The organism is Corallococcus sp. AB030 (assembly GCF_003668965.1).
GTDB lineage: Bacteria > Myxococcota > Myxococcia > Myxococcales > Myxococcaceae > Corallococcus > Corallococcus exiguus.
Genome location: NZ_RAWQ01000186.1, coordinates 1 through 22,481, shown reverse-complemented (window position 1 = coordinate 22,481; position 22,481 = coordinate 1). Strand labels below are relative to the sequence as shown.

Sequence of the window (22,481 nt, the reverse complement as noted above, 5' to 3'; positions counted from 1 at the left end):
GAGTGGGGCGGGACCCTCCTGGTGCCGCCCCGACTGCACCCGGTGCTGGGCCTGATGGCGACGGCTGTGCCCTTCGGCGTCGTCTACTTCGCGGTGTCCGCCGCGCTGGGCGTCCCGGAGGCGGGCGCCGTCTTCCGCAAGGTGGGTCGGAAGCTGGGTCTCGCCCGGTAGACGCGGTGCGGCGCCCGGTGGGACGGCTGCCCTCCAGGCAGTGTCTGGGGGCTCAAACGGAATGCAGGACAGGCCCCTTTCCGTTGGGATAGGAGGCCGATTGTGAAGGGGATGGCCGCATGCGGCTTCCTCCGGGCATGGCGCACGTGTAGAGTGCGCCGCCTTTTTCCAAAGGCCCCGACTTCAAGGAAGTCCCGGGCTGGAATCGTCAACGGAAGGTCTCGGCAGTGAGCGACGAGAAGAGCGGCGGAAATTCGGGCGGTCCTGGCGGTTTCGGTCCCAAGAAGCCGAAGGCCACGTTTGGCGACGTGATGCTGGGCATCCCTTCGGGGGGCCAGGGCAACGAGCGCGGCGGTGGCCGTGGTGGCCGCGATGAGAAGGGCGGGCCGGGCCGAGGTGATCGCGGTCCTCGCGACGCCCAGTCGCAGCCCCGTCCCCAGGGCGACGCGCCCCGCGGTGGCGGTGAGCGCGGCGGTGGCCGTGGCGGCGAGCGCCGGGGTGGCGGTGGAGGCGGCGAGCGCCGTCCGTCCGGTCCCATGGTGGTCGTGAAGCGGGCCTCGGGCTCCATCGAGACGCGCGCCCTGGAGGGTGAGAAGCCCGCCGAGGCGACCGCGACCGCGGAGCAGACGGGCGCTGACGCGCAGGCCTCCGCGGCCTCGACGCCGGCTCCGGCCCCGCGTCCGGTGACGCCGGCCCCCGCGCCGTCCAGCCCGCTGTACGAAGAGGTCGCTGAGACCGAGTCCTTCGCGGACATGTTCGAGGCGCAGGTCAAGGACGGTGGCGCTCCTGGCCGCCGTGGCGTGCGCATTGGCGAGAAGGTCGGTGGCACCATCTTCCAGCTGGGCGCGGACACCGCGTTCGTGTCGCTGGACGGCTCGGCGAAGTCCGAGGCGATGATCGAGCTGCGCGAGCTCAAGGACGACGAGGGCATCCTGCGCTTCGGCGTGGGTGACCGTCTGGAGGCGCACGTCGTGGAGATGGGTGCCCGGGGCATCCAGCTCAGCCGCGCGCTGGCCAAGGGCAACGCGTCCTTCGCGATGCTCGCGGAGGCCCGCGCCTCCGGCATGCCGGTGGAAGGCCTGGTCCTCAGCGTGAACAAGGGCGGCGTGGAAGTCGCCATCGGCGAGACGCGCGCCTTCTGCCCCATCAGCCAGCTGGACATCCGCTTCGTGGAGAAGCCGGATCAGTTCATCGGCGAGAAGCTCCAGTTCCGCGTGACGGAAGTGCGCGACCGCAACGTGGTGCTGTCGCGCCGCTCGCTGCTGGAGGACGAGCAGCGCCGGCTGGCGACGGAGACGCGCAAGACCCTGGCCGTGGGCAAGACGGTCAAGGGCAAGGTCTCCGGCGTGCGCGACTTCGGCGTGTTCGTGGACCTGGGCGGCGTGGAGGGCATGGTCCCCGTCTCCGAGCTCTCCTACACGCGCGTCGCGCACCCCAGCGACGTGGTGAAGCAGGGCGACGACGTGGAGGTGGAGATCCTCCGCATGGAGGAGGGCCAGCCCAACTCCCCCGACAAGTCCAAGCAGAAGGAGCGCATCACCCTGTCGCTGCGTTCGCGTCAGGAGGATCCGTTCAAGAAGGCGCTGGAGGAGATCAAGGAGGGCGACCGCATGCAGGGCAAGGTCGTCCGGCTCCAGCCCTTCGGCGCGTTCGTGGAGCTGCGCCCGGGCGTGGACGGCCTGGTGCACATCTCCGCGCTGAGCGACCGGCGCATCGCGCACCCGCGCGACGCGGTGAAGGAAGGCGAGGTCATCTGGGTCTCCGTCGAGAAGATCGACCCGAATGACAAGCGCATCGGCCTGCGCCGCATCTCCGAGGAGGAGGCCCAGCGTCCTCCCGAGGAGCGTCCCGCGAAGGAGGCCCAGGCGTCGGCTCCCAAGGAGCCCGCGGCGGCCCGTCCCAAGGTGGGCGCGGTCGTCGTCGGCAAGGTGGATCGGCTGGAGCCGTACGGTGTGTTCCTCGCGTTCCCGGGCGGCAAGGGCCTCATCCCGGCCAGCGAGACCGGCACGGATCGCGGCACGGACATGCGCAAGCACTTCTCCATCGGCCAGGAGCTGAAGGTGGCGATCATCGACATCGACGCCTCCGGGAAGATCCGCCTGTCCATCCCCGGCGCCATCCGCGCGGAGGAGCGCGCCGAGGTGGAGGCCTGGCAGAAGACGCAGCAGCCGCAGGGCGCTGGCAAGAAGGGCTTCGGCACCTTCGCGGATCTGCTCAGCAAGCTGGGCAAGTAGTGACGTCACGCCATCTCGGCGCTCGCGCGAAACAATGCGATGGGGCGCCGAGATAGGTGTTGACGGTAGCGAGAGGCTTCGGTACTTACCCTCTCGTTCTCGCCGCGGGGTGGAGCAGCCTGGTAGCTCGTCGGGCTCATAACCCGAAGGTCGCAGGTTCAAATCCTGCCCCCGCAACTTGAAAAAGCCCGGGGTCGAAATGAAAGTTTCGACCCCGGGTGTTCAAGGTGATAACAGCAGTACCGCGTCACGGTGACGCGGGGTGGAGCAGCCTGGTAGCTCGTCGGGCTCATAACCCGAAGGTCGCAGGTTCAAATCCTGCCCCCGCAACTCTGAGAGGGCCCCGGTGGAAACGCCGGGGCCCTTTCGCTTTTTCAGCGTCTGACTTTGCCGCTCGCGGGCTTGGAAGTCCGCCACGCTTCGACGGGCAGCAGCGGGTGCTCCTCGAAGTGGCTGCGCGCCGTGCGGACGAAGGCGCCCACGTTCGCGGAGGTGCTCCGGCGGCCGGGGTAGATGACGCTCACCGGGACCGGTGGTGGCGCGAACGCTCCGAGGAGCAGCACCAGCCGCCCCGCGAGCACGGCGTCCGCCACCTGGTACGAGAGCGTGCGCGCGATACCAACCCCTTGCTCCGCCGCCGCGATGAGCGCGTCCGCGCTGTTGAGGATGAGGCGGGGCTGGATGCGCACCGGCTTCTCCCTTTCGCCGAACCGCCACTCGTTCGTCGCGTCGAGGCCCTCGAAGGCGATGAGCTCATGGCGGTTCAGCTCCGCGGGCGAGCGGGGTACCCCGTGCTGCTTCACGTAGTGGGGGCTGGCCACCAGCACGCGGCGGACGGTGCCGACCTTGAGGGCAATGAGGCTGCTGTCCTTGAGCTCCCCCAGGCGGACGGCCGCGTCGATGCCTTCGTCCACGAGGTGCTGGTTCCTGTCCGACAGGTGCATGCGGACGGACAGGGCCAGATGCGCCGCGAGCAGCTTCTGGACCACCGGTAGGACGTGAAGCCGTCCGAAGACGATGGGGGCGGAGAGGTGGAGCTCGCCTCGCGGCTCGGCGTTCTCACCCCGGACGCGCCGGTCGGCCTCATCCAGGTCCTCCAGCAGCCGGTGGCAGCTCTCCAGATAGATCTGCCCACGTTCGGTGAGGCGCACGGAGCGCGTCGTGCGCGTGAGGAGCGCGAGCCCGAGCCGCTCCTCGAGCTGGGCGACAGCGCGGGTCGCCACCGACGGAGAGATGCGGAGGTGGCGGGATGCGACCGTGAAGCTTCCCTGCCTGGCGACGGCGACGAACGTCCGGAGCGTGAAGAGCTGGTCCATGATTCTTGCGGGGTTGGCAATGAAGTCTTGCGGGTTGGGCTGATTATTTCACCACGTCCCATGGATATACGTGGTGCATCGAGGGAGAAAAGCCATGGGCCGTTTCGCAAGACTCGCCTTCACGCCCGCGGTGAGGGCGTTCCAGGAGCAGAACGGGAGCCGTGCGGCCTACGCACGTATCGAGAGGGCAGGGGACGCACCGGATGTGCTCACGCCCGACGAGGCGGAGTTCCTTGCCCAACGTGACAGCTTCTACATGGCCAGCATGGGCGCGAACGGTTGGCCCTACATCCAGCACCGGGGCGGTCCGCCGGGCTTCATCCGGGTGCTGGACCCGCACACGCTGGGCTTCGCGGACTACCGGGGGAACAAGCAGTACATCTCCGCGGGCAACGTCAGCGAGAACGACCGGGTCGCGCTCATCTTCGTGGACTACCCGAACCGTGCGCGCCTGAAGGTCCTGGCGCACGCGTCCGTCATCACCCGCGAAACGGACCCTGCGATGATGGAGCGACTGGAGGTCCCCGGGCAAAGCGCGAAGGCGGAACGCGGCTTCGTGCTCCGGGTGGAGGGCTTCGACTGGAATTGTCCCCAGCACATCACGCCCCGGTTCACCGAGGCGGAGCTGGACGAAATGCTGCGTCCGGTGTCGACCGAGCTCCAGACGCTCCGCACGGAGAACCGCTCCCTGCGCGAGGAGCTTGCGCGCCTGAAGCGGCCCCCGGTTTGACCCTGGACCTACGGTCGGGTAGGTTACGGTTCGGTAGGTTTGATCGTGGAGGCGTGAGCCATGAACAGCCAGTCGCCAGCCGTCAGGAAGAACGCGGAGGCCCTGCGGGGTGCCAGCCGCCTCGCGGTGCAGGCCACCCGGGGCGTGATGGGGCTCGTCGAGGAGGTGCACTGCACCATCGCCAGCGGGCCGTCCGTCCTGGGCAGGCCGTTGGAGCGCCCGGCGCGGGCCGTGACGGGGTGGATCTACTCGACACTCCAGGAGGCCACGCGGCACGTGGGGGCGGGGCTCGACGCCGTGCTCGCGCGGCTCTCGCCGTGGCTGGGTGACAGTGCTCCGGGGCCTCAGCGGGAGGCGGTCGTCTCCGCGCTGAACGGTGTGCTGGGGGATGCGCTGGAGGCACAGGGCAACCCGCTCGCGATTCCGATGGCGTTCCGGGTCCAGGGGCAGCCGTTGTGCCTGGAGCCCGAGGCCCTGCGCGCCGCCCTCCCGGAGGCAGGGAGCCGGCTGCTCGTGCTGGTCCATGGCTCCTCGATGAACGACCTTCAGTGGAGCCGGCGGGGGCATGACCATGGCGCGGCGCTGGCGCGCGACCTCGGCTACACGCCGGTCTACCTCCACTACAACAGCGGCCTGCACATCTCCCAGAACGGGCGTGCGCTCTCCGCGCTGCTGGAACAGCTCGTGGCCTGCTGGCCCGTGCCGCTCGAATCGCTGACGCTCATGGGGCACAGCATGGGCGGACTGGTGGCGCGGAGCGCGTGCCTCGCGGCGGAGGCCGAGGGCCAGGCCTGGCGGCCCTTGTTGCGCGGGCTCGTCTGCCTTGGGTCTCCCCATCACGGCTCACCGCTGGAGCGCGGTGGGAGCTGGGTGGACGTGCTGCTGGAGATCAGTTCGTACAGCGCGCCGTTCGCTCGCCTGGGACGGATTCGTGGTGCTGGCGTCACCGACCTGCGCTTCGGCAACGTGCTCGATGAGCACTGGGAAGGGCGGGAGCGCTTCGGGTGGGGTGGGGATGCCCGTCGCGGCGTCACGCTGCCGGAGGGCGTGGCCTGCTACGCGATCGCGGCGACCACCGCGAAGGCGTTGGCGGAGCGGCTGCCCGGTGACGGGCTGGTCCCGGTGGACAGCGCGCTCGGGCGGCATGCCCTGCCCGAGCTGACACTGCGATTCCCGGAAGCGAACCAGCGGATCATCCCGGGCGCGAACCACCTGGACCTGCTCGACCACCCGGAGGTCTACGCCACGCTTCGCACGTGGCTCGCTTCCTGAATGGATCCGCGCGCTACAGCGGCTGGACGTGATCCGCGATGCGACCCGAGGCCAGTAGCTCACGCAGCTCGTCGGCCACGCGGTCGCCTTCGGTCAGCACCTGGTTCCACGCGCGGATCCGGTCGTCGGCCTTCATCTCCGTGAAGTCCGAACGGTCCGGGATGCGTCCACCGGGCAGCCGCGCCAGATGCGTGGGCGATGGCGTGATGATCAACGCGCGGCGGAAGTTGAGCGGACCCGCGCGCCGCCACTTGAGCGACTTGTCGAACCAGCCGGGCACCACGTACGGATAGAAGTGCGGATAGAGCACCAACCCGTCACCCGTGCCGTAGTCGACGTCCAGGTGGTAGTCGACGACGCCGCCGTCCCGGTACGTGCCGGGAGGCGCGCCGGGGATGTCGTGGACGCCCGCGAGCACCATCGGAATGGAGCCCGATGCGATGAGCGCCGGGCGCAGGTTGTCGCGGGTGAGGGGACGATGGACCGACGGCAGGTCCTTGAGTCCAGCGAAGGGGCTGGAGTCCCCGGCGGTGTGGAACACCACGCGCTCCATGTGGAGCCCGAGCGTCCGGCGGCTCACCGCGTTCGCCAGCGCGCCCAGCACGAAGCCCGCGAGCTGCATGCTGGACTGCTCCATCGCCAGCAATCCCTTGCACCGGGTCGTCACGACATGCAGGCGCGCCCACGGGTGCGTGAGGATCTCCTCCATGCCGTCCGGCCCCAGGAGGGAATCCAGGATCGTCGCGCTCCTCTCGCTGACCAGCGAGGGCGAAGGCCTGGGCGGATAGCGCTGCTCCAGGTACGCGTCCGCGAAGCGCCTCAGCGCGGCCACCGGATCCTTCTGCGCAAGGCACGCCAGCCGCCAGCTCCCGATCGAACTGCCGATGAGGTGCAGCGGCCGGGTGCGTGGCTGCTGGAGGAGTTCGCCGAACAGCACGCGGTCGATTCCCTCCAGCCCCAGCCACTTCGGTCCACCGGAAGCGCCTGGAAGGATGTCCACGTCCTCCGCGCGCAGTCCGCGCTCCCGGATGATGCGCAGGGCGTCGGGGCCCGCAAGCAAGGTCAGACTCTGGCTCATCGCGGGCGCTGACCCTATCAGCCCGGCGTGTGCTCAGTCCTCGTCGTCCGGACGCTCTGAATCCAGCGGATGGAGGGTCACCACTTGATGCCCATCCTCCGGCTCGGTGCGCGCCTTCTCCAACTCCTCGGGTGTCTGGGGCGCCCGTTCAGAGAACTCGTCGTTCTCCAGGTGCCGCTGGCGTCGCTCACTGGTCTCGCCGTAGCCCTCCAGCTTCTTGCCCGCCATGGTCGTCCACTCCTGCGAAAGGTGAACCTCAAGGCTTGGGATGCTGCCCCGTGGGCGCAAGCGGTGGTCTGCCCGTGCGGCTGCATGCTCCAGGAGCGGGGCACCAGCGGGCGCTTATTCCTCCAGCGTTCCCACGGAAGGGGCCGCGCCGTCGCGCTCGCGCTGGGCCTCCAGGTAGGCGGAGAAGCCCGCCTTGGACTGAATGCGGAACACCGGGAGCCGGGGCAGCACGTCATCCGCGAAGGCGTATTGCTCGCACACGAGGCTCGCGCGCAGGGCGCCTTCCGGGCCTCCGGTGAAGGGCTGGACCTCGTGCTGGAGGTTGCCCCGGAAGTGGACCAGCAGGCCCGGACGGGGCCGCACCTCGCCCTGGAGCTGGTTGTCTCGCAGCAGCCGCAGTGAGCCTCCCTGCGCGCCTTTTGGAACCCGCAGGTACAGGACGCTCACGTGTTCGGGCGTCGCGTCCGGAACGCCGCTCGGCTCCTGCAACGTCGCGTCGATGTGGCGTCCCACCGGTGTGCCCGCGTCCAGCAGCAGCAGGTTCAAATAGAAGGCATTGGGGCGCGGACGTGTGTCGCGGCCACCGAACCAGCGCTGCGTCCACGGCAGGAGCCCGCGCGCGCTGTCGTCGTCGAGGATGCGGCGCAGGTAGACGGACAGGAACGGGAAGCGGGCCTCCAGCGTCGCGCGTCCTTCGCGCGTGAAGATGAACGCGAAGCCGCGGCTCGCGCGGAACGTGCCCATCAACGGACTGCGCGCGACGAAGCGGGAGCCGAGCAGGGCATCCCCCAGGGACTCCAACTCGGCGCGGGGCAGGGCGTCGCGGTGGGTGACGTACTCGGGCACGGACCGGACGCTAGCGCCTTCCCGGTGCGCGCGAGAGGGGAACCGCCACCGCCCGCCTCCTTCCCGGCCGAGTCCTGAGCTACACGGGCGCCTGCTTCGCGCTGAGCTTCGTCTTGCCCAGCATGTGCAACAGCGCCTTCTCCGAGCAGTGCATGCCGTCGCCCGAGTTCGCCGCCAGCTCGTCCACGGACCGGAAGTAGCGGTCCACTACCTGGCCTCGCTCGAACAGGACGAGCACGGACGGGTAGATGTACGACGCCTTCGCCACCGCGGGCGTATTGCCCAGCTGCTCGGAGGCCTCGCGCACCGCGGCCACCATGCTCTTCTTGAGCACGGTCTTCTTCACCGGGCCGTCGTCGCCATCCTCCTTCACGCGATCGCGAGCCCTCGCCAGCGCGCAGGCGCAGATGAGCGTGCCCGCCCAGGTGCGGAAGTCCTTCGCGCTGTAGCCCGGCCCCATCACCTGCTGGATGTATTCGTTGATGTGCCGGCGCCTCACGTCCACCACCGCGCCGTCGTCGAGCACGAACTTGAAGACGTCTCGCCCGGGCACCTTCAACAACTGCCGCACGAGCGTCGCCACGCGCCGGTCCTTCAACTCGCGGTGCTGCCGCACTCCGGACTTGCCCGGGTAGTCGAACACCACCGTGTCGCCATGCACCTTCACGTGCCGCGCTCGCAGCGTGGCCAGGCCGAAGCTGCCGTGCTCCTCCGCGTAGCGTTCGCTGCCCGGACGGATGAAGCAGGTGCCCAGGATGCGCAGCATCCCCGCGAGCACCCGATCCCGGCCCAGGCCCCGCTTGCGCAAATCCTTGCTCACCTGCCGCCGCATCTTCGGCAGCGCCTGCGCGAAGCCCACGATGCGCTGGTACTTCGCATCCCGCTGCTTCTGCGTGTGCGCCTCGCTGTAGCGGTACTGCCAGCGGCCCGCTCCGTCCCTGCCCACCGCTTGAAGCCGCGCGGAGGCCTTGGGCGAGATGGCCACGTCCGTCCAGGCGGGCGGCAGCCTCAGTGTGCCAATGCGCTCACGCTCCGCGTGTGAGACAGCCCGGCCCCGCGCGTCCACGTAGCGGAAGCCTCGCTTCATCGACCCCTGCCGACGGTGGCCGTCCTGCCGCAGCCGCTCCAGCTGGGTCATTCCCTGGCGGCTCGTTCGTGGGACGCGCTCGGATTCTGAGACGGTGGCGTGGGAGGGCATCGCCTCCCTGTAGTGCGCAGCCTACGCCGGGGCGGCAATCCGGTTGCCCCCCGGCGGGAGGGAGAGCAGGCGGGCAGAAAAGCCCCGGGCGGCATTTTCGGATGGGGATGCAGTCGTTTAGAGTTCGTTGCGACTCCCACCTCTCAATTTATTCCCGGGGCATGACAACCTTCCTCGACGCCCTCCTGGCGTTCCCGACCGCGATCTTCACCATCCTCCTCGGAGTGGTGCTGGCGTACTGGCTGTGCGTGATCATCGGCGCGGCCGGCATCGACATGCTGGATGGCGACTCGGCCCTGGAGGGCGGCGCCAAGGCGGTGAGCGGCGCGTTCGAGGGCGGCGCCAAGGCCACCTCGGGGATCCTCGAAGGGGGCGCGAAGGCCCTCGGGGGCCATGACGTCGGCCACGCGGGGCACTCGCACCTGCACGACGCGGAGGCCGCCACGGGCCTGCTCGCGGCGCTGGGCTTCGGGGGCATCCCCGTCACCGTGTCGGTGAGCCTGGTGGTGTTCCTCTCCTGGTCGTTGTCGCTGCTCGGCGTCCAGGCCACGCACTCGGCGCTCTCCATGCTGCCCTCGTGGCTCGTGAGCACGGGCCTGGGCCTCGTCTGCACGGTGGTGGCCACGGTGGCGAGCGGGATCGCGGTGCGGCCGCTGCGCCCCATCTTCATCGCCAGGCGCGCTCCGGGCCGCGATGCGCTGATGGGCCGCGTGTGCACCATCTCCAGCGGCAGCGTGACCGCGAAGGATGGCCACGCGACCTTTGACGACGGGGCCGCGGGCCTCATCCTCAACGTCTTCTGTGACAAGCCCAACGAGCTCAAGCGCGGCCAGCCGGCGTTGATCCTCGGCTACGACGCGGAGCGGGGCGTGTACGAGGTGGAGCCGGTGGACTGGCTCCTCCCCCAGGAAATGGAGCAGCTGCGGGATCCGCTGAAGGCAGCGGCCATCGCGCGAGCCCGCGCCCAGCGATGAATATTGGCGTCCTCCGGGCTCCTCCGGACGGGCGCGACAATCGGTACCGGGTGGCTTTCGCGGGGGACCCCGAGTGCTTGGAACAAGGCCCGCCCAACGGACTTCTCAGGATAGGCCATGGACCTCATCAGCATCGCGGCAATCAGCGGCGTCGCAATCGTCATCTGCTTCGGCATCTTCGCCAGCGTGGCCAAGTTCTACCGCCAGGTGGATCAGGGCAAGGTGCTCATCGTCAACACGTTGAAGACCGAGCCCACGGTCACCTTCACCGGCTCCGTGGTGCTGCCCATCGTGCACCGCGCGGAGGTGATGGACATCTCGCTGAAGACGGTTGAAATCGACCGCCGCGGCAAGGAAGGCCTCATCTGCCAGGACAACATCCGCGCGGACATCAAGGTCACCTTCTTCGTGCGCGTGAACAAGACGCGTGAGGACGTGCTCAAGGTGGCCCAGTCCATCGGCTGCGCTCGCGCCTCCGACCAGGAGACGCTGGAGAACCTCTTCGAGGCCAAGTTCTCCGAGGCCCTCAAGACGGTGGGCAAGTCCTTCAACTTCGAGCAGCTCTACACCAAGCGCGACGAGATCAAGGACAAGGTCGTCGAGACCATTGGCCGCGACTTGAACGGCTACATGCTGGAGGACTGCGCCATCGACTTCCTCGAGCAGACCCCGGTGGAGATGCTCGACAAGGACAACATCCTGGACGCCCAGGGCATCCGGAAGATCACCCAGCTCACCACCGAGCAGAACGTCTTCACCAACGAGCTGCGCCAGTCCGAGCGCATGGCCGTGACGAAGCGCAATGTGGAGGCCGACGAGGCCATCTTCGCCCTCGAGCGTCAGCGCGAGGAGGCGGCCGCCAAGCAGCGCCGCGAGATCGACATCATCCAGGCGCGTGAGACGGCCGAGGCCGACCGCGTGAAGAGCGAGGAGTTCGCCAAGGCGCAGCTGGCGCGCATCAAGGCGGAAGAAGAGATCGCCATCAACGAGGAGAACAAGCAGCGCCAGGTGCAGGTGGCCCAGAAGAACCGCGAGCGCGTGGTGGGCGTGGAGACCGAGCGCGTGGAGAAGGACCGCGCCCTGGAGGCCATCAACCGCGAGCGTGAGACGGAGCTGCAGCGCATCGCGAAGGAGAAGGCGCTGGAGACGGAGAAGAAGGCCATCGCCGACGTCGTCCGCGCCCGCATCGCGGTGGAGAAGACCGTCGCCCAGGAAGAGGAGAACATCAAGGACCTGCGCGTGACGTCGGATGCCAGGCGCACCAAGGACGCCATCATCATCACCGCCCAGGCGCACGCCGAAGAGGCGTCCGTGAAGGACGTCACCGCAGCGGAGGCGAGCGCGAAGATCTCCGTGTTCCTCGCCAAGGAGAAGCTGACCCTGGCCGAGGCCGACCTGGAGGCCGCGGACAAGCAGGCCAAGGCGAAGATGCGGATGGCCGAGGGCATCCAGGCCGAGTCCGCCGCGGCGGGCCTGGCCAGCGTGCGCGTGCGTGAGGCGGACGCGGTCGCCACGGAGAAGCTGGGCATGGCGCAGGTGCGCGTGAAGGAGGCCGAGGCCTCCGTCATCGAGAAGCAGGGCCAGGCGCAGGCGTCCGCGGTGCGCGAGAAGCTGCTCGCCGAGGCCGCTGGCGCGGAGCAGAAGGGCCTGGCGAACGCCCGCGTGCAGGAGGCGGAAGCGGGCGCCATCCACAAGCGCGGCGAGGCCGAGGCGTTCGCCACGCGCGAGAAGCTGCTCGCCGAGGCCGCCGCCATCCAGGAGAAGCTGATGGCCGAGGCCCGGGGCCTGTCGGAGAAGGCCACCGCGATGAAGGCCCTGGACGGCGTGGGCCGCGAGCACGAGGAGTACCGCCTGCGCCTCAACAAGGAGCGCGACGTGGAGCTGGCCGCCATCAACGTGCGCAAGGACATCGCGCAGGCCCAGGCCAGCGTGCTCGGCCAGGCGTTCAGCAACGCGAAGTTCCAGATCGTCGGTGGCGACGGGAAGTTCTTCGAGAACTTCATCAAGGCCGTGTCCTTCGGCAGCTCGGTGGACGGCGCGCTGGACCACGGCGAGGCCCTGAAGAAGACGCTCGGTGGCTACCTCAACGGTGAGAAGGACCTGCCGGCGGACCTGAAGGAGATCCTCTCCAAGCCGGGCCTCAGCAACGACGCGCAGAACCTGGCCGTCGCGGCGCTGCTCAACCGCATGTCGGTGAGCCCCACGGAGTCCACCGCCGCTGGCATCAAGGCGCTGGTGCAGTCGGAAGCCGCGGCCCTCGCGCAGAAGCAGCAGGGCTGAAGCCTCCCGCCAATCGCAATCCCTTTCCGGTGAACATCCATGGCAACTGACAGCACCAAGACCCCGGGCACCCAGGTGCCCGGGGGCGAGGCGACGCTGGAGGGCGGCAGCTACGAGGTCATCCGTGCGCGCCTCGTCTCCCAGGCGGACGCGCTGGCGACCCAGGCGAACGACCTCAACGGGCGGCGCAAGGCGCTGTTCGGTGGCACGGAGCTCACCGTCATTGGCAACGAGCGGGTACGCACGGAGAACAACTGCGTCCCCCGCGACATCGTCAGCGTCGGGAAGTACCTCCTCTTCGGCTACAACGTCTTCATCGGCCTGAAGAAGGAGACGAACATCTCGGACGTCTTCTCGCTGCACCGCTTCGAGAAGACGGCCGAGGGCTTCGACTTGTCCGCCGTGCCTCCCACGGAGGCCGGCGGCTTCCTCGCGGACCCCCGGTTCGTGAAGGACTTTGGCGAGCTGTACAAGTACTACAAGGACGCGAAGCTGCTGCAGCTGCGGCGGCGGGACTCGCGCCTGCTCGCGGTGTTCCAGACGGGCCTGTCCGCGCGCGACCTCAAGGTCTTCCGCTTCAACGTGGACGTGGAGGGTCACGCCACCTACGTGGACAACCAGGGTGAGCGCGACCACGTCTACCCGCCGTCACACGACTTCGAGTGGACGGTGGCCACGCGCGAGCAGTACGTGCTGGGCCAGCACCCGCACGTCAACGTGTTGGATCAGGTCTTCGTGGAGACGGTGAAGGGCGACCTCACCGTGAAGGTGGAGGACAACACCGCCACCGGCCTGGGCATCTACAGCGAGCCGGTGGAGGACCCGGACCAGTCGCTGGACGACGCGGAGTTCGCCTGGACGCAGGTGGGCGGGCTCATCCTCCTGCGCATCCTGCCGTTCCGGGAGAAGGCGTACCGCTACCTCGTCTTCAACTCGCGCACCCAGCACGTGGTGCGCATCGACGCCATTGGCCAGTCCTGTGTGCGGCTGCCGGAGGACCAGGGCATCGTCTTCCCGGGCGGCTACTACCTCCAGACGGGCGACTACAAGGTCTTCGACGGCGCGTCGGAGGGGATGGAGTTCCACCAGGCGGTGCGCTCGCCCAACGGTGAGGACGTGCTCTACGTCTTCCACCGCCGGGACGAGGGCGCGTATGTGCTCTTCCCGTACAACCTGGTGCGCAAGGAGGTGCAGACGCCGCTGCAGGCGAACGGAATGAGCCTCTTCGCGGACGGTGGGCTGGTGGTGTTCCGCGCCACGTCGCAGGAGCCCACGCGCGTGCACCCCATGCAGGTGTGGCAGACGCCGTTCGTCTCCGACGAGCACGCGGCGAAGGTGCCCCCCGCGCCGGGCTACCTGGGCAAGGTGGGCAACGCGGAGCTGGTGCGCGGCATCAGTGACGCCCTGACGCTGCCGCGCGTGGCGAAGACGGACAAGCCCACGCGCCGCACCTACGAGGACCTGGTCTCCGCGGCCACGCGCGCCCTGGACGCCTACTACTGGCTCTCCCACGCGGAAGTGGGGCTCCAGGCGCCCATCGAGCTGCTGCGCCGCACCTCCGAGCTCATCATCGATGAGTTCGAGAAGGTCCTCGCGATGCGCAAGCGCGCGGAGGAGTCGCTCGCGCAGGCGCTGCAGACGCAGGAGACGCTGCTGCTCAACGCGCAGCCGGAGGGGCTCACGGATGCCGAGGGCTTCATGCGCGCGCTGGCGGACCTGCGCCGGCACCGCGGGCACCTCATCACCTTGAAGGACGTCCGCTACATGGACCTGGGGCGCGTGGACGCCCTGGAGCAGGCGGTGGTGGCCGCGTCCGACGCGGTGAGCACCGCGTGCGTGGACTTCCTCCAGAAGGGTGAAGCGCTCCAGCCCCTGGCCTCGCGGCTGGACGGGCTGCTGGAGCGGCTGGAGCCTCTGACGACGACGGCCGAGCTGGCCCCGCTGGCCGAGGACGTGGATCGCACCGCCCAGGGCCTGGAGGTGCTGGGTGAGGTGGTGGGCGGGCTCCAGGTGGGCGACCCGCTGGCCCGGGCCAAGATCCTCGAGGGCATCTCCGAGCTGTTCAGCCGCTTGAACCGCGTTCGCGCGGGGCTCCAGGCGAAGCGCAAGGAGCTGTCCGGCAAGGAGAAGCGCGCGGAGTTCGGCGCGCAGTTCAAGCTGCTGGGGCAGAGCATCGAGAACGCGCTGTCGCAGGCGGACTCGCCTGAGAAGTGCGACGAGGCGCTCTCCAAGCTCACCGTGCTGCTGGAGGAGCTGGAGGGCCGCTTCGGCGAGTTCGACGAGTTCCTGGGGCAGATCACCCAGAAGCGCGAGGAGCTGCTGGAGGCCTTCGGCGCGCGCAAGCAGTCGCTGGTGGACGAGCGTCAGCGCCGGGCCTCGGGCCTCTTCGGCGCGGCGGAGCGCATCCTCCAGGGCGTGCAGCGCCGGGCGAAGTCGTTCAAGGCGGACGACGAGCTCAACGCCTACTTCGCGTCCGACGCGATGATCCTCAAGCTGCGGCAGCTGGCTGAACAGCTGCTGGCGCTCCAGGACAGCGTGCGCGCGGACGAAGTGCTGTCGCGGGTGAAGTCCGCGAAGCAGGACGCCCTGCGCGCCCTGCGCGACAAGCAGGACCTGTTCGAGGGCGGCGAAGGCCTCATCAAGCTGGGGCCCTACCGCTTCCACGTGAACACCCAGCCGCTGGAGCTGACGCTCGTCCCTCGCGACGGCGCGCTGTACCTCCAGCTCACCGGCTCCGACTACACCCAGAAGCTGGAGGACCCGGAGCTGCTGAAGTACCGCGAGCTCTGGGATCAGCACCTGGTCTCCGAGACGCGCGACGTGTACCGCGCGGAGTACCTGGCCGCGGGCCTGCTGATGGACGCGGAGGAGGGGAAGGGCGGCCTCACGCTCACGGCGCTGTACGAGGCCGGCGCGCAGGGGCAGCTGATGGAGCGCGTGCGCGCGTACGCGGCGGACCGCTTCGACGAGGGCTACGAGCGCGGCGTGCACGACTCGGACGCGACGGCGCTCCTGGAGAAGCTGCTCGCGCTGCACCAGGGCGCGGGCCTCCTGCGCTTCGCCCCGGTGCCTCGCGCCTGGGCCGCGCTGTACTGGGCGTTCGACCCGGACGACACGCTCCGGGGCGTCTTCCACCGGCGCGCGCGCAGCCTCGCGCGGCTGCGGCAGGCGTTCGACATCGGCTCGGACCTGGTGGCGCTGGGTGACGAGCTGGGCGAGCGCGTGCTCGCGTTCCTCCAGGGCCACGGCCTCGCGGCGTCGCCCGCGGAGGGCCGGCAGGCGGGTCGCTACCTCGTGGAGGAGCTGGCGGTGGACCGCCCGCGCTTCACCACCAGCCGCGAGGCCCTGGCGCTGAAGGATGCCTTCCTCGCGCACCTGGACCGCCACGGTTCGCGCACCGCGTTCGACGACGACCTGCGCGGCCTGGAGAAGAACCTGCCGGAGCGCCTGCGCATCGCTCGCGCCTGGGTAGATGCGTTCCTGGCCCGTCGTGAGGGTGGTCCGGGCGACGCGGCCCACGTCGCTCTGGAGACGGCGGTGGTGCTCCTCACCGAGCGCAAGCTGGACCGCGAGACGGCGGGCGCCATCACCGCCACGGAGGCCACGGGCCTGTTGGGCAGCCACTCGCGCGTCCAGGACCGCAAGCTGTCCCTGCGCCTGGACGAGTTCCTGTCTCGGCTGGGCGAGTTCCGCCAGGTGCGCGTGCCCGCGTACGTGGCCTACCGCGCGTACCTGCGCGACCTGCTGGACCGCGAGCGGCGCAAGCTGCGGCTGGAGGAGCTGACGCCCAAGGTGCTCACGAGCTTCGTGCGCAACCGGCTCATCGACGAGGTGTACCTGCCGCTCATCGGCGCGAACCTGGCCAAGCAGCTGGGTGCGGCGGGCGAGGGCAAGCGCACGGACCGCATGGGCATGCTGCTGCTCATGTCTCCGCCGGGCTACGGCAAGACGACGCTGATGGAGTACGTGGCCAGCCGCCTGGGCCTCACCTTCGTGAAGGTGAACGGGCCGGCGCTGGGCCACTCCGTGAAGTCGTTGGATCCGTCGGAGGCGCCCAACGCCACCGCGCGGCAGGAGGTGGAGCGCATCAACCTGTCCTTCGAGATGGGCAACAACGTGATGCTCTACCTCGACGACATCCAGCACACGGATCCGGAGCTGCTCCAGAAGTTCATCTCCCTGTGCGACGGCCAGCGCCGCGTAGAGGGTGTCTGGAATGGCCAGACGCGCACGTATGATCTGCGCGGCAAGAAGTTCTGCGTGGTGATGGCGGGCAACCCGTACACGGAGACCGGCGAGCGCTTCCGCATCCCGGACATGCTCGCCAACCGCGCGGACACCTACAACCTGGGTGACATCCTGGACGGCAAGGAGGACCTGTTCGCGCTCAGCTACCTGGAGAACGCGCTCACCTCCAACCCGGTGCTCGCGCCGCTGGCCACGCGCGACCCGCAGGACGTGCACCGCCTCATCCGGATGGCCAAGGGCGAGGACGTCCCCTCCGGCGAGCTGAAGCACGGCTACGCGGCGGCGGAGCTGCAGGAGATTGTCGCCGTCTTCCAGCGGCTGTTCCGCGTGCAGCAGGTGCTGCTCAAGGTGAACCTCCAGTACATCGCGTCCGCCGCGCAGGACGAGCGCTTCCGCACGGAGCCTCCGTTCAAGTTGCAGGGCAGCTACCGCAACATGGGCAAGATGGCGGAGAAGGTCGTCTCCGCGATGACGGACGACGAGCTTGAGCGCCGCATCGACGACCACTACCAGGGCGAATCCCAGACACTCACCACCGCGGCGGAGCAGAACCTGCTCAAGCTCCAGGAGATGCGCGGGCGCCTGACGCCGGAGAAGGCGAAGCGCTGGGAGGAGATCAAGCAGGGCTTCGCCCGCGTGAAGCGCATGGGGGGCAAGGAAGACGACCCCGTGGCGCGCGTCACCGGACAGCTGGGCGCCATCGAGGAACAACTGGGCGCCGTGCGCGACGCGGTGGTGCAGGCCGCCGCGCAGGCGAACGCCCCCAGCGAGGACACGCCCGTGGCCCCGCACCTGGAGGCCCTGCGCGAGGCCGTGCTGGAGGTAGCCCGCGTCAGCCGCGAGGCCGCCGCGAAGCCACCCGCCCCGGTGCAGGTGTCCCTCCCGGCCATGCCCCAGGCCGCTCCCGTGGCCCAGGCTCCGGCCACGGACCTGGCCCCGTACCTCAAGCACCTGGCGCAGCTGCTCAAGGCCCTCACGGAGCGCGTGGCAACCCAAGCGGAGGCGCCCACGCTGCGCAACGCGCCCATGCCCCAGGCGGCCGCGCCGGACTTCGGCCCGTACATGGCCCAGCTCTCCAAGGCCATCACGGCCCTGGCGGACCGGCCGGTGTCGGTGTCCCTGCCTTCACAGGCCGAGTCGCTCCAGCGCGCCGCGAACGGTCCGTCTCCGGCGGAGCTGAGCCGGCAGATCGAGCTGGTGGAGGGGGCGCTGCTGCCCCTGGAGCGCGCGGCCCGCCGCAACGTGCAGGGCGAAGGCGAGGGCATCAAGGCGCTCCAGGTCTGGCAAGGGGTCACCGAGGCCCTGGAGTTGCTGCGCGGCATGCTGCGGCGTTAATCCGGTTTGCATGTCTGGCATTTGCCTTTAAAGGGGTTGGCGCGGTTCCAACCCCTGGAGGGCAGTGCCATGCATCACCTCAAGTCTGTCGTTTCCCTGTGTGCGGTCGTCGCGGTCACGGCGTGTGGCGGAGGAGCGGAAGGGCAGGGCGAGTTCTCCACCCGGGAGTCCGCCCTGGTGACGGGGACCTCCCAGGGCTGCACCTTCACGGTGTCGTCCGCGCCGCGGCAGCCCGGTCCGTTCCCCTACATCTTCGACATCACGCTCACACGTGAAGCGAGTTCCACCTGCCCCTGGAGCGCGGGCAGCGTGGTGGTGGGGTTCTCCAACGGCACGCCGTCCACGGTGTCCCTGGCGGCCAACGACCTGGGCGTGGCCGTGAGCTACACGTACCGGACGGGTGGGCCCTCACCCCAGCAGCTGGGCATCAAGCACGTGGCACCGGAAACGCTGGCCATCACCCGGTCCACGGGCCTGTACTTCAACGCGCTGGGGAAGTTCATCTACGCCGGAGACCTGTCCATTGAACCGGACGGCATGACGCTGACCGTCAGCGGCACCAAGAACGCCCCGATCGTCGGAGAGACGGGCTCCGGTGATGACTACGTGGCCACCTTCCCGGACTTCTTCACCAGCGAGACGACACCGTCCATCGTCGCGTTCTGATGGGTGACTTCGCACCCCAGGGTTTGGATGGCAGGCATTGAGGACGAAATGTTTTCAGTGTCTGACGTTTGCTTTTATACGGGACGGCGCTTCAACCACCCCAACCCTGGAGTGCACTCCCATGCTGAACATCAAGTCTGTTGTTTCACTTTGCGCCATCGCGGGCCTCACCGCGTGTGGCGCTGGCGTGGGGGGGGAGGCCGACCTCGCCACCCAGGAGTCCGCGCTGGTGACGGGGACCTCCCAGGGCTGCACGTTCACGGTGTCGTCCGCGGCGCGGACGGGAACCGTTCCTCCCATCTACGACGTCACCGTCACGCGCGCGGCGGATGCCACCTGTGCCTTCGGCGCGGACAGCGTGGTGGTGGGCTCCTCCACCGGCACCGCGCCCACGCTGTCGCTGGCGGCCAACGACCTGGGCGTGGCAGTGAGCTACACGTACAAGACCAGCGTCAGCGGCAGCTCGCCCCAGTCCCTGGGACTCCGGCACGTGGCTCCGGACACGATGGCCATCGTGCGCTCCACGGGGCTGTCCATCTTCCTGGGCTCGGGCTCCATCTACTCGGGCAGCCTGTCCATCGCGTCCAACGGGACGACGCTCACCGTGTCCGGCACGAAGAGCGGCACCATCTCCGGCCAGACGGGCTCGGGGAACAACTACGTGGCCAGCTACGCGGACTTCTTCACCAGCACCACGTCCCCGTCCGTCTTCACGTTCTGATGCGCTGACGCAGTGACGGACGGGGCGGCGGGGCGCGTGCGCCTACTTCTGGAGCGCGAACTGCTCCGCCCCGTCCACGCTGCCGTCGTCCAGCACCTTCTCCACGGAGTCGACGAGCTGCTGGCCGCCCGTGGCGGTGACGCGCAGCTGGAAGCGGCCCTCGCCCACGCCCGAGTCGGTGACGAAGTAGTTGTAGCTCTCGCGCTTCAGCGCCTTCCAATCACCGTCACGCTTCCACTCCAGCTTCTGGATGGGCAGCCGGTGATTGCGCACCTGGATGGCCGTCCACCAGGGGTTGCTGCCGTCCTTGAAGTGGTACTTCACCGGACCCGCCACGTCGCAGGAGACCGGCGTCCAGGTGATGCTCACCCGGCCATCCTTCGCCTCCGCGATCTTGTCGAAGGCCTTGCGGGACAGGTCCAGGTGGCCCTTATCGCAATCCGGGCACTGGTCCACGATGCGCACGCGCACGTTGCCCTTGGGCCCCGCGATGTCCACGCACTGGCCGCAGGCGGCGCTGTTGTCGTACTGCTCGCGGTTCATCGCGGCCACCATCAGGTCGCCGCCCGGGTCGTAGCTGCAGTTGCCGCCCCCGTTGGCGTCGTAGAAGGTCGCAATCCCTTTCTGCTCGGAGCCCAGGGCCACGCCTCCGCCCGAGGCAGAGTCGCCGCATGCTCCACAGGCAAGCGAGGTCAGGGCCAACACCAACGCATTTTGCAACGAAGCGGGTCGGTTCATACCGCGCAGTATACACGCGTCGCTCCGCGTCAAGGGCAGACAGGACTCTGTGTCTTGGTTCTGTCAGACGGGCTTGTTAGCGTCCGGGCCTTCCCCCTCCCCAAAATAGGAAAGGAATTCCCATGATGAACAAGCTGACGTCCGTGGTGTGCCTTGGGTCCGCTCTTGCCCTGTCCGCGTGTGGCGGTCCGGAGCAGGAGGACGGCGCGGAGCTCGCGCAGCAGAGCGCGGCGCTGACCACGGCGTCCTCGCAGGGCTGTGACTACGAAGCGACCACGGTGCAGATCACCACCTCGCCGCCGCAGTACAACGTCGTCCTCACCCGCACGGGTGGCGCCAGCTGCACCCTGACGACGGGCGCGTCGGTGGTGCTCCAGACCGTCCCGCTGAACGCGCCGGGCACCGTGTCCCTCTCCGGCTCCAGCCTGGGGCTCGCGGTGGGCTTCACGATGAAGAACGGCTGGAGCGGCTCGGCGGCCACCATCATGGCCGTGCGCGCCGTGGACCCCACGACGCTCTCCACCACGCGCAATGGGGACATCTACTGCGATTACATGACGGGCAGCATCCTGACCGGCAGCGCCGGCCTGAACAGCACCGGGACCAACCTGAGCGTCTCCGGCACCAAGGCATGCAAGATCAACGGCCGGTCGGGGACCTACTGGTACGGGACCTTCACCGACTTCTTCACCAGCACCACGGCGCCGGTCATCAGCACCATCTGAAGCACCCCTGAAAAAAGCCCTGCCCGCCACCGGTGCATCCCCGGTGGCGGGCAGAGCCCCCCTTGCTGCGCGTTCCCCGGTGTGTCGTGCTGGGTACTGCCCTCAGTGGCCGCTGGCCGACGCGGTCGTCAGCGCGCGGGCCTGGCCGATGAGACGAACGAACTCGGTGCGGTCGGCGTCACCCGCCACGGCGCCCTCCGCCAGCTTCTGCGTGGTGGCCAGGCTCCAGCCCTCGGCGGCGGGCGCGGCGCGGAGGATGTCCGCGGTGGCGGCCACGGCGACGGCGAAGCGGAAGTCACTGGACGCGGCCTCCATGGACGGCTTCAGGTTGGCGCGGGTGAGCGGGAAGGCCTGCTCCTTGGCCTCCGTGCCGTTGGGCGCCTTGGCGCGGATGCGCACGGTGGCCACGTCCTGCGCCTCGCCCGTGAGCTCCACTTCGTAGAGCGCCGTCACGGTGTGGCCCGCGCCAATCTCGCCCGCGTCCACCTTGTCGTCGCGGAAGTCCTTGTCCGCGATGTCGCGGTTCTCGTAGCCCATCAGGCGGTAGCGGCTGACGGCCTTCGGGTTGAACTCCACCTGGAACTTCACGTCCTTCGCGATGACCTCCAGCGTGCCGGTCAGCTGCGTCTCGAAGACCTTGCGCGCCTCCTTCATGCTGTCCACGTAGAAGCTGTTGCCGTTGCCCTTGTCGGCCAGCTGCTCCATCAGCGAGTCGTGGTAGTTGCCCATGCCGAAGCCCACCGTGGTGAGCGTGACGCCCTCGGCCACGTACTTCTCGATGCTGGACAGCATGGCCTTGGGGGTGAGGTTGGGGCCGATGTTGGCGTCGCCGTCCGTGAGCACCACCACGCGGGACACCACTCCACCCGCGGCCTTCTTCACCGCGTGCTTGTAGGCCGTCTCCATGCCGGAGCCCATGGCCGTTCCGCCGCCCGCGACCAGCGTGTCCAGCGCCGCGTGGATCTTCTTCACGTCCGTGGCGGGCGTGGGGGCCAGCACGTCCCGCGTGGAGCCCGCGTAGGTGACGAGCGCCACGGTGTCGTTCTCATTGAGGTTCTTCACCGCGACCTTGATGGACTCGATGGCCAGCGGCAGCTTGTCCGACGACGCCATGGAGCCGCTGGTGTCCACCAGGAACACCAGGTGCGCGGGCTTGCGCTGCGAGCGGGAGACGACCTTGCCCTGCACGCCCACGCGCAGGAACTGGCGGCGCGCGTTGAAGGGCGAGGGCGCGCCCTCCAGGTGCACCGTGAAGGCGCCTTCTTCCGGCGGCGTGTAGCGGTACTTGAAGTAGTTGACGAACTCCTCCACGCGCACCGCGTGGGTGGGCGGCAGCTGGCCCTGCTGCAGGTAGCGCCGGGCCATGGAGTAGGAGGCCGTGTCCACGTCCGCCGCGAAGGTGGACAGGTTGTCCTTCGCCGTCTCGGTGAAGGCGTTGGCCTTGTAGGTCTCGAAGACGTTGCCGCCCTCGGCGACGCCCTTGTCGCCATCCACCGCCTGCATCTTGCGCTTCTCCATGGGCTGCTGGACCGGCGGCGGGGCATTCATCTGGAGGCCGGCCGGCGCGCCCATGGCCACGGTGGCGTCCTTCGCCGGCGCCGCGCGCCGCATGGCCGGCTCCGCCGCGGCCAGGGCATCGGAAGACTCACGCTCCTCGGCCATCATTGGCGCGGGCGACGGTGCGTCAGCGCGCTTCTTGGCGGCCGCGGCCGGGGTGGAGG

16 protein-coding genes and 2 tRNA genes are annotated in these 22,481 nt (G+C 69.1%); 11 read left to right on the top strand and 7 right to left on the bottom strand.

Going from position 1 to position 22,481, the window contains the following annotated elements; translation table 11 throughout:
• Positions 1–398: 398 nt before the first annotated feature.
• From D7Y15_RS33370 to D7Y15_RS33360, 3 genes are all read left to right on the top strand, one after another.
• On the top strand, positions 399–2,405 hold the full coding sequence (locus D7Y15_RS33370) for a S1 RNA-binding domain-containing protein (protein WP_121755125.1): 2,007 nt from the start codon (positions 399–401) through the stop codon (positions 2,403–2,405).
• A 103-nt stretch (positions 2,406–2,508) separates the two neighbouring features.
• Positions 2,509–2,582 (top strand) — tRNA-Met (locus D7Y15_RS33365).
• A gap of 79 nt (positions 2,583–2,661) precedes the next feature.
• Positions 2,662–2,735: transfer RNA gene (locus tag D7Y15_RS33360), tRNA-Met, on the top strand.
• A 44-nt stretch (positions 2,736–2,779) separates the two neighbouring features.
• Here the strand turns inward: D7Y15_RS33360 and D7Y15_RS33355 are convergent.
• Complete coding sequence (locus tag D7Y15_RS33355) at positions 2,780–3,721, bottom strand: LysR family transcriptional regulator (protein WP_121755124.1); 942 nt, start codon at positions 3,719–3,721, stop codon at positions 2,780–2,782.
• 94 nt (positions 3,722–3,815) lie between these two features.
• Between D7Y15_RS33355 and D7Y15_RS33350 the strand changes: the two genes are divergently transcribed.
• Together D7Y15_RS33350 and D7Y15_RS33345 are read left to right on the top strand one after the other, a co-directional pair.
• Positions 3,816–4,451 (top strand): pyridoxamine 5'-phosphate oxidase family protein, encoded by a 636-nt coding sequence (locus tag D7Y15_RS33350; protein ID WP_121755123.1) that lies wholly within the window; start codon positions 3,816–3,818, stop codon positions 4,449–4,451.
• 60 nt (positions 4,452–4,511) lie between these two features.
• A complete protein-coding gene (locus D7Y15_RS33345) occupies positions 4,512–5,723 on the top strand; it encodes an alpha/beta hydrolase (RefSeq protein ID WP_121755122.1) in 1,212 nt (403 codons plus the stop codon).
• 13 nt (positions 5,724–5,736) lie between these two features.
• Here the strand turns inward: D7Y15_RS33345 and D7Y15_RS33340 are convergent, their stop codons facing one another.
• The 4 genes from D7Y15_RS33340 to D7Y15_RS33325 form a co-directional block, all read right to left on the bottom strand.
• Positions 5,737–6,801: a patatin-like phospholipase family protein gene (locus D7Y15_RS33340; protein WP_121755121.1), complete on the bottom strand. Its 1,065-nt coding sequence runs from the start codon at positions 6,799–6,801 to the stop codon at positions 5,737–5,739.
• 33 nt (positions 6,802–6,834) lie between these two features.
• Entirely contained in the window at positions 6,835–7,029 is a 195-nt protein-coding gene (locus D7Y15_RS33335; protein ID WP_120579886.1) for a hypothetical protein, read from the bottom strand.
• Positions 7,030–7,143: 114 nt separating this feature from the next.
• Positions 7,144–7,875: a 2OG-Fe(II) oxygenase gene (locus D7Y15_RS33330; RefSeq protein WP_121755120.1), complete on the bottom strand. Its 732-nt coding sequence runs from the start codon at positions 7,873–7,875 to the stop codon at positions 7,144–7,146.
• A gap of 79 nt (positions 7,876–7,954) precedes the next feature.
• Complete coding sequence (locus D7Y15_RS33325) at positions 7,955–9,013, bottom strand: DNA topoisomerase IB (RefSeq protein ID WP_121755119.1); 1,059 nt, start codon at positions 9,011–9,013, stop codon at positions 7,955–7,957.
• 221 nt (positions 9,014–9,234) lie between these two features.
• On the opposite strand from D7Y15_RS33325, the gene D7Y15_RS33320 reads away from it, so the two are divergent.
• From D7Y15_RS33320 to D7Y15_RS33300, 5 genes are all read left to right on the top strand, one after another.
• Positions 9,235–10,047: a hypothetical protein gene (locus D7Y15_RS33320; protein ID WP_120579889.1), complete on the top strand. Its 813-nt coding sequence runs from the start codon at positions 9,235–9,237 to the stop codon at positions 10,045–10,047.
• Between the two features lie 117 nt (positions 10,048–10,164).
• Positions 10,165–12,327 carry a hypothetical protein gene (locus D7Y15_RS33315; protein ID WP_121755118.1) on the top strand — a complete coding sequence of 721 codons (2,163 nt, stop codon included), beginning with the start codon at positions 10,165–10,167 and terminating at the stop codon, positions 12,325–12,327.
• Positions 12,328–12,366: 39 nt separating this feature from the next.
• Positions 12,367–17,910: a DNA repair ATPase gene (locus D7Y15_RS33310; protein WP_121755117.1), complete on the top strand. Its 5,544-nt coding sequence runs from the start codon at positions 12,367–12,369 to the stop codon at positions 17,908–17,910.
• A gap of 69 nt (positions 17,911–17,979) precedes the next feature.
• Positions 17,980–18,576, top strand: coding sequence for a hypothetical protein (locus tag D7Y15_RS33305; protein WP_120579892.1), 597 nt, complete (start codon positions 17,980–17,982; stop codon positions 18,574–18,576).
• Positions 18,577–18,697: 121 nt separating this feature from the next.
• A complete protein-coding gene (locus D7Y15_RS33300) occupies positions 18,698–19,297 on the top strand; it encodes a hypothetical protein (RefSeq protein ID WP_120579893.1) in 600 nt (199 codons plus the stop codon).
• 42 nt (positions 19,298–19,339) lie between these two features.
• On the opposite strand, the gene D7Y15_RS33295 is transcribed toward D7Y15_RS33300, so the two are convergent.
• A complete protein-coding gene (locus tag D7Y15_RS33295; protein ID WP_121755116.1) occupies positions 19,340–19,942 on the bottom strand; it encodes an expansin EXLX1 family cellulose-binding protein in 603 nt (200 codons plus the stop codon).
• A 215-nt stretch (positions 19,943–20,157) separates the two neighbouring features.
• Between D7Y15_RS33295 and D7Y15_RS33290 the strand changes: the two genes are divergently transcribed.
• Positions 20,158–20,760 carry a hypothetical protein gene (locus tag D7Y15_RS33290; RefSeq protein WP_121755115.1) on the top strand — a complete coding sequence of 201 codons (603 nt, stop codon included), beginning with the start codon at positions 20,158–20,160 and terminating at the stop codon, positions 20,758–20,760.
• Positions 20,761–20,862: 102 nt separating this feature from the next.
• Here D7Y15_RS33290 and D7Y15_RS33285 read toward each other — a convergent pair whose 3' ends face one another.
• Positions 20,863–22,425, bottom strand: coding sequence for a von Willebrand factor type A domain-containing protein (locus tag D7Y15_RS33285; protein ID WP_233597353.1), 1,563 nt, complete (start codon positions 22,423–22,425; stop codon positions 20,863–20,865).
• Between the last annotated feature and the right edge of the window lie 56 nt (positions 22,426–22,481).